The organism is Micromonospora ureilytica, assembly GCF_015751765.1.
GTDB classification, from domain to species: Bacteria; Actinomycetota; Actinomycetes; order Mycobacteriales; family Micromonosporaceae; genus Micromonospora; species Micromonospora ureilytica.
The window spans coordinates 6962081-6974901 of record NZ_JADOTX010000001.1; the positions used below are offsets into that span (position 1 = coordinate 6962081).

The 12821-nt window shown below is 70.9% G+C and carries 12 protein-coding genes and 1 tRNA gene; 6 read left to right on the forward strand and 7 right to left on the reverse strand.

What is annotated here, in order from left to right; translation table 11 throughout:
* Positions 1-92 precede the first annotated feature (92 nt).
* Positions 93-638 (forward strand): hypothetical protein, encoded by a 546-nt coding sequence (locus IW248_RS32095; protein WP_196929883.1) that lies wholly within the window; start codon positions 93-95, stop codon positions 636-638.
* Between the two features lie 164 nt (positions 639-802).
* On the opposite strand, the gene IW248_RS32100 is transcribed toward IW248_RS32095, so the two are convergent.
* Together IW248_RS32100 and IW248_RS32105 are read right to left on the reverse strand one after the other, a co-directional pair.
* The gene (locus IW248_RS32100; RefSeq protein WP_091405397.1) at positions 803-1069 is read right to left on the reverse strand and encodes a hypothetical protein; all 267 of its coding nucleotides are present in this window, start codon (positions 1067-1069) and stop codon (positions 803-805) included.
* A 75-nt stretch (positions 1070-1144) separates the two neighbouring features.
* A complete protein-coding gene (locus IW248_RS32105) occupies positions 1145-1909 on the reverse strand; it encodes a class I SAM-dependent methyltransferase (protein WP_196929884.1) in 765 nt (254 codons plus the stop codon).
* Positions 1910-2039: 130 nt separating this feature from the next.
* Here IW248_RS32105 and IW248_RS32110 point away from each other — a divergent pair, with 130 nt between their 5' ends.
* The 3 genes from IW248_RS32110 to fxsT are packed head-to-tail and all read left to right on the forward strand — an operon-like array spanning position 2040 to position 6634.
* The gene (locus tag IW248_RS32110; protein ID WP_196929885.1) at positions 2040-2414 is read left to right on the forward strand and encodes a CU044_2847 family protein; all 375 of its coding nucleotides are present in this window, start codon (positions 2040-2042) and stop codon (positions 2412-2414) included.
* Positions 2415-2471: 57 nt separating this feature from the next.
* Entirely contained in the window at positions 2472-3437 is a 966-nt protein-coding gene (locus IW248_RS32115) for a trypsin-like peptidase domain-containing protein (RefSeq protein WP_196929886.1), read from the forward strand.
* Positions 3434-6634 carry an FxSxx-COOH system tetratricopeptide repeat protein gene (gene fxsT / locus IW248_RS32120; RefSeq protein WP_196929887.1) on the forward strand — a complete coding sequence of 1067 codons (3201 nt, stop codon included), beginning with the start codon at positions 3434-3436 and terminating at the stop codon, positions 6632-6634. Before IW248_RS32115 ends, fxsT begins: the two co-directional genes overlap by 4 nt.
* A gap of 43 nt (positions 6635-6677) precedes the next feature.
* On the opposite strand, the gene IW248_RS32125 is transcribed toward fxsT, so the two are convergent.
* The 3 genes from IW248_RS32125 to IW248_RS32135 form a co-directional block, all read right to left on the reverse strand.
* Entirely contained in the window at positions 6678-7778 is a 1101-nt protein-coding gene (locus IW248_RS32125; protein ID WP_231396519.1) for an aKG-HExxH-type peptide beta-hydroxylase, read from the reverse strand.
* 86 nt (positions 7779-7864) lie between these two features.
* A complete protein-coding gene (locus IW248_RS32130; protein ID WP_231396520.1) occupies positions 7865-8026 on the reverse strand; it encodes a hypothetical protein in 162 nt (53 codons plus the stop codon).
* Positions 8027-8225: 199 nt separating this feature from the next.
* Entirely contained in the window at positions 8226-10376 is a 2151-nt protein-coding gene (locus tag IW248_RS32135) for a M14 family zinc carboxypeptidase (RefSeq protein ID WP_196929889.1), read from the reverse strand.
* A gap of 185 nt (positions 10377-10561) precedes the next feature.
* Here IW248_RS32135 and IW248_RS32140 point away from each other — a divergent pair, with 185 nt between their 5' ends.
* Both IW248_RS32140 and IW248_RS32145 read left to right on the forward strand, forming a co-directional pair.
* Positions 10562-11071 carry a SigE family RNA polymerase sigma factor gene (locus IW248_RS32140; RefSeq protein ID WP_196929890.1) on the forward strand — a complete coding sequence of 170 codons (510 nt, stop codon included), beginning with the start codon at positions 10562-10564 and terminating at the stop codon, positions 11069-11071.
* Positions 11068-11898 (forward strand): hypothetical protein, encoded by an 831-nt coding sequence (locus tag IW248_RS32145; RefSeq protein ID WP_196929891.1) that lies wholly within the window; start codon positions 11068-11070, stop codon positions 11896-11898. Before IW248_RS32140 ends, IW248_RS32145 begins: the two co-directional genes overlap by 4 nt.
* 72 nt (positions 11899-11970) lie before the next feature.
* Here IW248_RS32145 and IW248_RS32150 read toward each other — a convergent pair whose 3' ends face one another.
* The gene (locus IW248_RS32150; protein WP_196929892.1) at positions 11971-12363 is read right to left on the reverse strand and encodes a hypothetical protein; all 393 of its coding nucleotides are present in this window, start codon (positions 12361-12363) and stop codon (positions 11971-11973) included.
* A 155-nt stretch (positions 12364-12518) separates the two neighbouring features.
* Positions 12519-12592: transfer RNA gene (locus tag IW248_RS32155), tRNA-Gly, on the reverse strand.
* Positions 12593-12821: the final 229 nt, after the last annotated feature.

Sequence of the window (12821 nt, forward strand, 5' to 3'; positions counted from 1 at the left end):
CCCTCGCCTCCCGGCCGGGGTCGGCGACCGATTTGCCGGCTGGCTACCCTCGAATCCAGGCGGTGCTGTTGCCGTCGGTCAGGGGGAGCAAGATGGCAGACCAGACGCAGCCGTGGGCGGAGCGGACCGTGGAGGTTCCACCGCAGGCCGGCGTCGGGGTGCCGCCGCAGCGCGACGGGTTCCGCCGGGGCGTCGCTCCGGTGGGTCAGCCGCGCACCCCGCGGACGGAGCCGTTCCCGGTGGTCGAGCAGGAGCCGACCGGCACCGGCTGGCCCGGCGAGCCGGCGCCACGCCGTTCGCTGAGCTCGCGGATGGCGCAACTGCGGCGTGGCGGTGAGTGGAGCGCGGCAGCCGGTCTCTTCGCGTTCGTGTGCTGGGGGATCTGGGCGCTGTCCGGCCAGGGTGATCTGAGCGGCCCGCTGCTGGTGCTGGTGCTCAGCCTGCTGGTGGCGGTCGGCCTGTTCGCCCTGTTCCGGCTGGTCGGCCGGGTGGTGCTGGAGCGGCAGTTGGGCCGGGTCCGGCGCAGTGCCCGAGGTGCCCACCTGGCGACGGCGGTGTTCCTCGTCGGCCTCGGTGTGGCGTGGCTCCAGCAGACCGAGTGGGTCGTCTCGGCCTGGAACTGGATCTCCTCGAACTGAGCGGTCGTGCACGGGCGGACGGTCCAGGACCGCCCACCCGTGCACCCGGTCGTCTCCCCACCAGGCAAGGTCGCTGCTTACCCGGCCGGCTGCGGTTCATCCGCGGCCGGCCGCTCGGACCGGTACCTCATTCGTGGGCTTGCGTGATCCCGACGGTGCGGCGGTCAGTGGGTGCCGCCGTGCCCCTCGGCGTCGGCTCGGGGCGACGCGACCCGGGCGGCCGGATCCTCGACGCCGGGCTCGCCGCCGTCCGGGGCGACCGCCCCGTCGTAGTTGTAGAGCGGTCGACCATCGTCGTGCTGCTTGGTGGTCTTGATGTAGCGGTGCATCAGGCCGTCGATCTCCACCTCGACGAGTGCCTCGTTGCCGGTCTCGTGGGTGCTGCCGTCTCGGGGGCCGCCCACCAGGTGGGCCGTCGTGTTCGTGTCCATGGACGGGCCCCTACCCGCCAGGCAGCGGGCGGAAACGGGTGAAATCCGGCCAGCGGCCGCGCAGGCACGTTCGTGTCAGTGCTCGGGTTTGTGCGCGCGGACCAGGATGCGCTGGGCGTGGGCCACGAACGGACCGTGTCGACGGATGTGGTCGTGCAGATCGACGAGGCGGGCCCGGTAGCGGTCCACGGTGAAGTCCGGCACCGTCCAGATGACCTTGCGGAGGAAGTGCACCACAGCCGCGACGTCGTTGAAGGTGGTCGGCAGCGCTTCGTGCCGCAACTCGTCGACGACCAGGCCGGCGGCCTGCGCGCCGGCGGCGGCGCGGGCCGGGCTGCGTTCGTCGCCGATCTCACGGGAACCGGTGAGAAACTGCGCCAGCTCCCGGTTCGAGCCGGGGCCGATCTGCTGGGCCAGATACCGCCCGCCGGGAGTGAGCACCCGCGCGATCTCGTCCCAGAGCACCACGTTGGGATGGCGGCTCACCACCAGGTCGAACGTCTCGTCGGGAAACGGGAACGGGGCGTCCTCGGCGACGTCGACCACCCGCACGCCGCGCGGTTCGAGCGCGCGCCGGGCCAGTTGGAGGTTGGGCGGCCAGTGTTCGGTGGCCACGGTCACCTGTGGAAGTGCTGGCACCTCGGAGAGCACCTCGCCGCCGCCGGTCTGGATGTCCAGAGCGGCGCGGGCCACCCTCATCTGGGCTGCCATGAGTTTCAGATATCCCCAGGACGGCCGTTGTTCTGTCGCGCGGCCGTCGAACCAGGAAAAGTCCCAACCGTCCACGGATGCGTCAACGCCTTCGCGGAGCAGATCCTCGAAGGTTGCCGTGTCCTGCATTCCGCCAGGCTGACAGGCCGCAGTGGTGATGGCAAGCAAAAGTGCCACGTGTCGGCACAGGGTGCACGCAATGACTCCTGTCAGTGATCTGACACCGATTCCGAACGATCTTTCGGCGAGAATTTGTCACGTGGCGGATCTTCTGCGTTTCGAGACTGATCAGGGCGTCCTGCTCGTCGAGGAACACGCTGGCACCGATCTGGAACGGGTCGGTCTGCTCGACCGGATCCGCCCCGCCCGGCAGACGCTGGAAATGGCACTGGCCCAGATCAAGCCGGCGCTCGACGCGGCGCTGGGCGTGGTCCGGGGGGTGTCGGTGCGACCCGACCAGGTGGAGGTCGAGATCGGCGTGACCCTCACCGCGGAGGCCGGCGCCGTCGTCGCCCGCACCAGCGCGCAGGGCCACCTCAAGGTCAAGCTGATCTGGACGTCGGGCGTCCCCGCCGCCCTGCCGTCGCAGGGCGAGGACGGGGCCGTCGCGCAGGAGACCGTCGCGCATGACTGACCGCAGCGCCGGCCGCCGGCTGCCGACCGCCCGGGTCGAGTGGTCGGCGGAGCACTGATGACCGGCGCCCGGTCGCTCGCCGGCCGGGTACGGATACACGGCGGCCCCTCCTCGTCGGTCATCGGCGCGGGCATCCAACTGACCGCCGACCTGGTGCTGACCTGCTGGCATGTCGTCGACGACGGCACCGGGGCGGCGGACCGGCCCGGGTTGCTCGTCGACACACCGAGCCACCCCGGCACCCTGGTCGGCGCCGAGGTGACCTGGTCGCGGGGTGTCGGCCCGGCGGGCGACGGCGACCTGGCGGTCCTGCGCTGCGCCACACCGCTGCCGTCCGCCCCGGCCACCCTGGCCGATCGCGGCGACGACGAGTTCGACGTGCGGATCGTGGGTTTTCCGGCCAACACCCCGGCGTCCGTCATGGTGGTGGCGCGGGCCGTCGGGCCGGTCGACGCGAGCACCGGGTGGCGCCAACTCGACCGAATCTCCTCCGCCACGGCGGGAGTCGACAGGGGGTTCAGTGGTTCCGGGGTGTACGCCCCGGATGGCGCCGTGGTGGGCATGGTGCTTGCCCGCACGAGCGTCGGCCAGCAGTTGGTCGCCTGGATGCTGCCGGTCGGGCAGTGGCGTGCCCTGTTGCCGCCGGGCCTGTTGCCGCCTGCCCTGCTGCCGTCCGGCCCGCTGCCGGCCGTTGGCCGGACGGCACCCGGGCCGCTCTCATTCGCGCAGAAGATGGCGCTGGCCCGACTGCTGGAGGAAATACCGGTACTCCGGCACCCCGACAGCCGTCAATTGGTCATTCAGTCGTTGCCACCGCACATCAGCCGGATGGTGAACCCATTCGGACCATTGGGTCTCGACATGTTCGGCCTGATTCGGACGGGCTTAGAATACGAGGATGGGATCGCGGCGCTCTATCGCGTCCTGCTGTTGACGGAAGGGTCGGCGAGTAAGCCACTGCGGGCCTTCCGTGACCTTGCCGAGAGCCTCGGTCTGCTGACCGGTACGGAGGACAATCGGTGACGACGCCCCGGATGCCGAACGCCCAGGTGCAAGCCATCTGCGACGCACTGCTGTCGATGAGTTCGATCAACGACGGAAAAACCCGTGCGCTCTACCTCGACGAGGTCGAGGGGGAGCTGCGTAAGCCACTGTCGGTGCCCCGGCACCCCGAGGTCCGCTACGACGTCTACCTCATCGTGCGCGCCTGCGCGCAGGAGCCCCGGGGCCTGTCCACGCTGTTGCAGGTCATCGGCAACTTCCACCCCGGTGCCGCCGCGGTCATCTCCGCCCACCAGATCTACCTCTCCTGGCGCCTCGCGCAGTTGCTCACTGACGTCCCGACCGAGGTGGTGACCGGGGCCGTCGTGGCGGTCGCCGATCGTCAGTTGTCACCGGACGACCTGCCCGGCCTGGTGGCCGCCGTCGGTTGGCAACCGGCGGGTGACTGGCGGGTCCCGGCCGCCGTGGCGCTTGCGGGCCTGGTCCTCGCCGGCCTCGAGTCGGGCGAGAAGCCGTTGGAGCAGTGGTTGCGGGATGCGGCGGCGGCCCTGCAGTTGAGCGCCGCCGACCTCGACGATGTGCGCGTGACTGCGAAGGCGCACTGGACGTCGCTACGATCCCCGCACCAGGCGGCACCGGCCGAGGCCGGTGGAGAGGAACCTGAATCCGACATGCGCAGGACGATCATCATCGAGGAGACGACGCCCCAGCGATCCCGAACTCTCATTCGGGGCGGCGTCCCACCGCGCAACCTGTACTTCACCGGCCGGGAGAAGCAGCTCGTCGCGCTCGACGAGCTGCTCTCGTCACAGCATCGGGCGTCGGTGCTGCCGGAAGCGGCGCTGCGCGGTGTCGGTGGGGTCGGCAAGACCCAGCTCGCTGTCGAGTTCGCCTACCGGTACGCGGACCGTTACCAGCTGATCTGGTGGATGGCCGCCGAGGATCTCAGTGCGCTGCGTACCTCGATCGCGGCCCTCGGCGAGCGGCTCGGCCTGGCGGCGAGCGCCAGCCTGGAGCAGACCGTGCGGACGGTGCTCGACTCCCTGTCGACGAGTTCGCTCAGTTGGCTGCTGGTCTACGACAATGCCGACGACCCGCACGAGCTGGCCCCACTCATGCCCTCGTCGAACCTCGTCGGCGAACGCGGCCACGTCCTCGTCACGTCGCGCAACATGGCCTGGTCGGCGAGTGCCCTGACCCTGGACGTCGACGTGTTCACCCGGGCCGAGAGCGTGGAACTGCTGCTCAAGCGGCGTCCCGCGACCACCCCTGACGACGCCCGCCGGCTCGCCGCGGAGCTCGGCGACCTGCCGCTGGCCCTGGAACAGGCCGCCAGTTGGCTGCTCACCATGCTGTCGTCGGTCGACGAATACCTCGTCGACCTGAAGGAACACGCCCGGGAACTGCTGGGCGAGGGGCAGCCCCGGCAGTACCGGGGCACCGTGTTGACTGTGGTGTCGATGGCGCTCGCCGCGGTACGCGAGCAGAATCCCGCCGCCGCGCAGCTGATCCAGCTACTCGCCTTCCTCAGCCCCGACCCGGTCCCGATGCGCCTGCTGTGGGAGGGGCGCCGCGCCGGGTTGGACGAACCGCTGCGCACCAGCCTCCAGGAGCGCAACGACATAGCCCGGGCCATCCGGCAACTGGCGTCGCTCGGGCTCGCGAAGGCGGACAACGCCGGCCGACACGTGCAGGTGCACCGGCTGGTGCAGGCGGTCCTCCGGGAGGGGCTCGCCGAGCAGGGCGACGACAGCCCGCTGACGAACGCCCGCCGGCTGCTGGCCGCCGCCAACCCGGGCTTCCCCGACGACCGGAGCACCTGGCCCCGCCACGCCGACATCGCGCCACACGTCCGCGTCGCCGGCCTGATCCACGGTGACCTCGACGCCCGCCGGACGGCGATGGACCAGCTGCGCTACATCTACAACCTGGGTGACTTCGAAGGCTGTCGGGACTTCGCCGAGGAGATCCTGGCCGCCTGGGACCAGCCCGGTCCGAACGGCGACCGCAGCGGCGACCCGCTGACCCTGCTGGCGATGCGACGGTACGCGGACGCCCTGCGGCTACTCGCCGACCCGCGCGCGGCCGAGTTCGGCCTTGAGGCGCTGGAGCGGATGCGGACGAGCCTCGGTGAGGAGCACGAGTACACCCTCGGTGCGGCGAACAGCGTCGGCGCTGACCTGCGGCGGATCGGCGACTTCGTGGCCGCCGCCGACCTGGACCGGCGCAATCTCGACGTGCACCGTCGGGTGCTCGGCGACGGGCATCCGAGCACGCTGCGGGTGATGAACTCGATGGCGATCAACCTTCGCCTGATCGGTGACTTCGAAGGGGCGTACCAGCTCAACCTCGAAGTGGCACGGCACGCCGGTGCGGCCGCGGAGGACGGCACCTATGCGCTGGTGCTGGCCCAGGAGGCCCAGGCGCGCGACCTCTACCTCCTGGGCCGGTACGCCGACGCGTTGGAACTGCTGGACAGCTCCCTGCCGGTGCAACGTTCGCTGCTGGGCGCCGAGCACCTCACCGTGCTGCGCGCCACCTGCATCCACATCGCCTGCCTGCGCAAGACGGGGCGACTCGACGCCGCCGTGACCGAGGGCGCGGCCAACTACCGGCTGGTGACCCGCCGGTTCGGGACCGACCATGTGCTGGCCGCGGAGGCGGGCATGACCTGCGCCAACGCCATGCGCGCAGCGGGCGACGCGACCCAGGCGTACGCCCTGGCCGCCCAGGGGCACGCCACCTTCCGATCCGTCTTCGGGGAGCGGCATCCGGTCACGCTCTGCGCCGCGGTCAACCTCGGTGTGATCCTGCGTGCTCGCAACTTCGACCGTGAGGCGCGGGAGCTGGGTGCGGCCACCTTGCAGGCGATGGGCGAGGCGCTGCCGCCAACCCATCCGTACCTGCTGAGCGCGCGCTCCGCGCAGGCGATCAACCTGGTCCGGTCGCACCGGCTGGAGCAGGCGCAGGTGCTCTCCGCGGCGATCCTTGAGGACTCGCGTCGTCTGCGGGGACCGGGGCATCCGTACACGCTCTACTGTGCGGTCAACGCGTCGGTCGATCTGATCGAGGTCGGCGAGGAGGTTCGGGGCCGCGAGCTGCTCGACGAGGCTGCCGCGGCGCTGGAGGCGTTGTTCGGGCCGGATCATCCGGAGGTGGACGCCGCGCGGGGTCAACGCCGCATCGAGTGCGACATCGAAACCGTCGGGCTGACCTGACGCCTCGTTCGGCGGCGGTGACGGCCGTGCGCGAGTCGCGGAGTCATCCGGTGGTGATCGTCGGTAGACGGGTGCGCTCGGCCTCCGCCACCTCCCGCCGCGCGGCGGCGTCAGCGGACGCCGGAACCGGCACGGCGGCCAGCTGACCGATCCGTTCGGTCAGGCGATCCGCCCAGAGCCGCCCGGCCGAGGTGAGGCTTCCGGCCCGGCCGAGTTCGACCAGGGCGCGCTCCAGTTGCGCCCGTACCACCGCGAACCGCGCGGTGGCCTGGGCCCCCAGGTCCGGATGGGCGCGCAGCGCGGCCCACACCTCGGCGACGGCAGTGAAGGCGTACGTGCCGTGCAGCAGCCCGCCGATCGGGCGGGGGTCGGGACGCCAGGGCGCGAAGTACCGCACCGGGTCGGTCGGTTCGTAGAGCTGAACCAGGCCGAGGACGGCGTTGAGTTTGCTGTGTTGCAGCTCGTGCACCATCGTCACGGCCAGGTCCACCGGGTCGAGATCGGCGTCGGCGGCGAACGCGCCGAAGGCGTCGGCGTGCGTGACACTGTGCCCGCGCTCGGTGCCGTCGGCCAGTGGCACGAACGTGCTGATCCCGGCGGCGACCTCGGCGGCGTGCGTCGGGGCGTACGCGACGAGCAGGTGCCAGGCGTGCCCGACGGACCGTTTCAACGCCGCGGCCCGGGGTGGGGAGAGCCGGGTGGCGACCGGCAGGCTGAAGCAGTCGCGGTAGGGGTCCAGGTCGTCGACGCGGAGGTCGAGGGTGACCCTCTGGTCGGTGAACCGCCACCAGCGGATGGGCGTCCACTGTCGCCCGCTCAGGTCGGCCGGCGTCACCGTCGTGCTGCCGCCGGGTCGGCGCACCACCCCGAGGCCCGGCACGGGCACCAGCCCCGCACACGGTGTGACCGGCACCGCAGCGTCTGACCAACCGCTGAGGGTGGCCGCCGCGAGCGCCGCGAACGGGAGGTAGTCCGGTCGGCCGGTGGTGCCGTGCCGGACGCGATCGATCGCCCAGACGGCCAGCCACGGGTGATCGAGCAGCACGTCCACGGCGGCGGGGTCGAGGCGGTGGGCGTGGCCGAGCAGGTGCGCCGACGCCGCCAGGGCGTCGTCCCGATCGGCGAGGCCCTTGAGGACGAGCATCGTGCGGTTGCGTTGTGCGTGCCGCAGACCGCGGATGGAAGCGGGGCCCGCCCGGCCCTCGGCCAGGCGTGTGAACTCCGACCGGGTCAGGTGGAGTCGACGCCGGGGTCGAGGAAGCTGTTCCAGCCGGACAGCGTCGTCTGCCGGGGAGTCTTCAGTGTCGCGACCAGTTCCTCGATCCATCGGGCCAGTTCCGGATCCTCGTCGCGTAGCAGGTGGCTCAGGCCCTGCGTCAACACGTCAACCACAACGAGGTGATCAGGTGCGGGTTGCTCAGTCATCGATGTCCCGGGTTGGCGCAGGCGTGCTGACATGAAAACACGTCTACGTCTGTGATCACCATCGGCTTACCGTCCGTCACCGCTCGCGGTCGGCGCTGAGCCACGACAGGCCGGGCACCTCGTACCGCCGCCGGGTTGCGGCCGGCGGCGGTACGAGAGCCGTGGGTCAGTCGGCGGCAGCCTCGGCAGCGGCGTAGTCGCGGGCCACCCGGACCATCTCCACCAGACCGCCGGCGTACTCCTGGGACTCGCCGTGCGCCTCGTCGAACGGCGGCTGGAAGCCGACGCCCTCCCACTGGTTGGTCGCCGGGTTCCACAGGTCGTTGCCGACCTCGAAGTCCCAGGCGAAGATGCCCAGCTCGTAGTAGAGCTGGTCGGCCGAGTTGCCGGCGGCGGAGTAGAGCACGTCGGCGACAGGTCCGGTCTGCGACGGCCAGGTGACGGTGCCGCGCTCCTGTGCGATGGCGCCGACGATCCGCCGGGCGCTGTTGAGGAACAGCGTCGACTCGTCGATCGACGGTCGCGGCAGGGTGACCCTGCCGTCGGCCCGGTACGCCCCCGGCGGCCACATGAAGTACCCGCCGTAGGAGTGCACGTTCATCGCGAACTTGATGTTCGGGTGGTCCTCGGCGAGCGTGATCACGTTGCGGCTCTCCGCCTCGGACAGCTCGGCCGTGCCCGCGAAGGTGCCGGACAGGCAGTTGGCGCTGGCGCCCACGTAGCCGTCGAAGAACGACCCGACGGTGTAGTTGCGGTTGATGTCGACGCCCCACGAGGTGCGGTTCTTCGGGTCGCGGGCCGCCCCGGTGCAGTGGTTGACGAGATTCTTGCGCTGGAAGTTGAAGTCGTTGAACGAGTAGTTCGCGCCGTCCGGGTTGACCGTCGGGATGACGAAGATGTCGACCTGCTCCAGCAGCTCACGGGTGGCCGGGTCGGTCCGGGCGTTGGCCAGCATCCGCTCGGCGAACTCCAGCGTCACCAGCGGGGTGGCCCACTCCCGGGCGTGTTCCTGGGAGTACGCGAGCACCCCGACCCGGGAGCCGTCCCGGTGTACGCCGAGGCGTAGCGCCTGCACCGTCCACGGCCGTGCCGGCACCTCGGTGCCCTGGAGGCCGTCGTCGAGTCGGGTGGGGCCGGCGACGGGCATCGGCAACCCGGCCGAGCCGTCCTCGACAGTGGCCCGGAACCGGTCCGGTTGACGGGCGTTGATCGCCGCCGCTACCTCGTCGGTGGTGCTCACCGTCTTGCCGGCGGTGTCGGTGGCCAGCGACACGGTGAGGACGCGGTCGCGGTAGCCGACGGTCAGTGGCCGGTTCGCCCGGCCCGGGTCGACCGTCCGCACCTGTACGCCGTTCATGTTCTGGTCGCCGAAGCGGACCGACTCGACCACCACCGCCGCCACGGCCGGGTCGCCCAGGTACGCGGCGGCGGTGCGCCGATAGCCCTGGGTCTTGTTCGGTAGGTCGATCACGTCCACCAGGTCCCGGTACTGGCGGGCCAACCGCTTGATCCGTGCCTGGATGTCCACGGGCGTCAGGTACGCGTCGATGAAGTTCTTCTGGTAGCCGGTCGGCAGCGGCGGTGGGGAGGCATTCGGCCAGAGCGTCGGCGTGATCGCCCGGCTGACCCCGCCGAGGCTGGAGGTGGCAGTCAGCTGAACCGGTCGGCTCGGCACCGGCTGGGGGAGCGCGTAGTGGTACTGGTACTCGCCGGAGTCCTCGAACCGGAACAGTGGGAACGAGCCGGTGGCGCCGTCCGCCGTCCGCCAACTGACGGTGATCTCCACATCCGGGTCGTCGGTGGCGGTGGTGGCCACCTGGGCCTGCAGGAAGGTCTGTCCGGTCGTCGTCCACCAGTACGCCTGCTGCACCTGGAGGGTGTCCACGGCAGCGGCGGCGGTGCTGGACCGCTGGCCGGGGGCCGGCGTACGCAGTCCGGCGGCGGTGCGGGCCTGGGCCGCGCGGACGCTGTCGGCGTAGTGCCGGTTCCCGTCCCCGGCGCGTTGAACGATCTGCACGGCCGTCGCGCCCTGCGCGGTCAGTTCGGCGAGCTGTGTGCCGCTGAGCACCAGGTCGGCGATGATCCGGCCGTCCCGCGCTCGGGGCCGGTTGGCCAGGTCCGCGCCGGTGGCGACGAGCCGGTCCAGCTGGGCCTGGTCGCGGAGCTGGACTCGGACCAGTGCGGTTTCGGTGGCGCTCAGAGTGATCGGCGCGGCCGGGGCCGCGGGTGCCGCCGCTGCGGAAGCGGGATGGGACAACACTGCGCTGAACAGGATCACTGTGGTGGCTGCAGCTGTCCACCGTCGTCGGACGATCATGTGCCCTCCTGTGACGGACGTCGATGTGCTTGGTCCTTACACCAGTGCACAGATCGACACCTGTCAAGGTAAGGGTGTCGGCTCGGCCCTTCCGCCGTTGATCCCGTGACATGTCCGCGAGTTCCGGGGCAACCCGCTGGGCCAGACCCCGCGTGACTAACTCGAAACGGGGATCGGAGGCCTGAATGAGCGATCGCGACGAGGCGTTCGCCGAGTACTTCGCGGCACGGTCCGGTGTCATGCGCGGCACCGCGTACCTGCTGTGCGGCGACTGGCACCGTGCCGAGGACCTGGTCCAGACGGCGTTCGTCAAGCTCTACCGGGTCTGGAACCGGGTATCCCGGCACGAGGTGCTCGACAGTTACGTGCGCCAGATCCTGATCCGGACCTTCCTCGACGAGCGCCGTCGCGGCTGGTGGCGGCGCGAACGGGTGGGTGGCGAGGACGCCGAGCAGGCGGCCCCGCCGGACTCGCCGGAGAGCCGACTGGTGCTGCTCCAGGCGCTGGCCCGGGTGGCGCCGCGTCAGCGGGCCGTGCTGGTTCTGCGGTACTGGGAGGACCTGTCGATCGAGGACGTCGCGGCGCTGCTGGAGTGTTCTCCAGGGACGGTGAAGAGCCAGGCGGCACGCGGGCTCGACACGTTGCGCGGCCTCCTGTCACCCACCTACAGCGGGATCGAGATGGGGGAGCGATGAACGAGGAAGAGTTCCGCGAGGGGCTCCGCAGCGAGATGGCGGGGATAACCCCGCCACGACCATTGAGTACGGGCGCCGCGCTCGGCGCGGCACGGCGGACGCACTTCCGCCGACGCGCGCTGTGGGCGTCCCTCGGGTCGGCGGCTGTCGTGCTGGCGGTCACCGGCTTCGCGGCCGTCGCCACTCCGGACGGCCATGTCTACGAACCGGCGGGTCAGGGGCCACCGGCTGCTCCGGACACCAAGGAACCGTGGCCGACCGGGCCGGACGGCCAACCGCAGGAGGACCGGACCGCGCGGGCCGGATCCAAGTATGAGCAGGGAGTCCACCTGCTCACTGAGACTGTCTCGGTCGTACCCGCCGGCTTCACCGCGCCGGAGGACCCGCCGGGCCAGTCCGCAGAACAGCGGACGCTGCGGACCAACCAGGCGCAGTTCGAGGACAAGGTGGGTGGCGTCGACGTGTGGAGCTACTCCTCCTCCGTCGCCGTGGCGCAGGGCAAGGGCACCGGGCGTGTGATCGTCGAGGTGCACGACGCCGGCAACCCGTTCCCGACCGAGCCGTGCGCCCTGGCCCAGCAGTTCTGGGGCATGCGGGGCGAATGCCAGGTCGAGTCCGTCGGGACGGTGCGGGTCGGCGTGGTGGTCCGTCCGGGCAGCGACGACCGGCTCGACCAGTGGTCGGCGTACCGGCACCCGGACGGGGTGGTGGTCTTCGTGGCGCAGGGCGTACGACTCGACGAGAGCCGGCCGGCGTTGACGAAGCTGCCGTTCTCCGTGCCGCAGTTGGCGGCTCTCGCGGTCGACGAACGGTTCCACCTGAAGTGACACGGCGACTCGGCGTCGCCGAGCGGGTCCAGGTGCCGACACCGTGCCGTTTACCTGGGCCGTGCCGTTCTCTCAGCGGCGCGCTGTGAGGGGCACGAGGACGAGGAGGGCAATGCCGAGCGTGGCGGCGCCGACGGCCCACCACCAGAAGAATCCCGAGAAGGCCGAGGCGACCAGGAGCCCCACGCCGAGACCGGCCAGCAGGCCGAGTGCGAACAGGGCCCGTGGCGGCAGGGCGAGGTACGGCAGGCGTCGTATCACCAGCACCTCCAGCCAGGTGCCGCCCGCCGTCAGCAGCGCTGCGCCGACCCCGTCCACGGCGGACAGCCCGTGACCCTCGCTGATGGGCACGAGAACTTTGCCCTCGTCACCGGCCGGGACGAAGAGGACCAGCACACCGACGACGACGAGCAGAGCGGCAGTGACGACCTGCCTGCGTGGGGCGCCCGCACCATCGGATGACATCGCTACAGTCTCGGCCGTCCGCCATCGTCTGCGCAGCGGCCGTATCGGCAAACATCGAACGTCCGGCGCCCCGGCTGGTCGTCGGGCACCCGCTCGGGCATCGCACGGGCGCAGGCCGCCCACCAAAATGCCCTCCGACCTGGGCCGGAGGGCGTTGGAGCGGGCGACGAGAATCGAACTCGCGTAGTCAGTTTGGAAGACTGAAGCTCTACCATTGAGCTACGCCCGCGTGCATCCCGCCAAAACGGGACGCGCCCACAGCGTACCCAATGTCTTTACCCGACGCGTAACCGCGTCGCCGCCCGCGGTGCCGCGTCGTGCGCGACCCCGGCGGCCGCCGACCCCAAGATCCGCACAACATCCGGGATGTAGTGGCCTCTCCGTTCGAGGAGACCACTACGTCAGTGAAGTTGTGCGGATCTTGGGGTCGCCCTGCGGATCATGGCGGTACGTAAGCG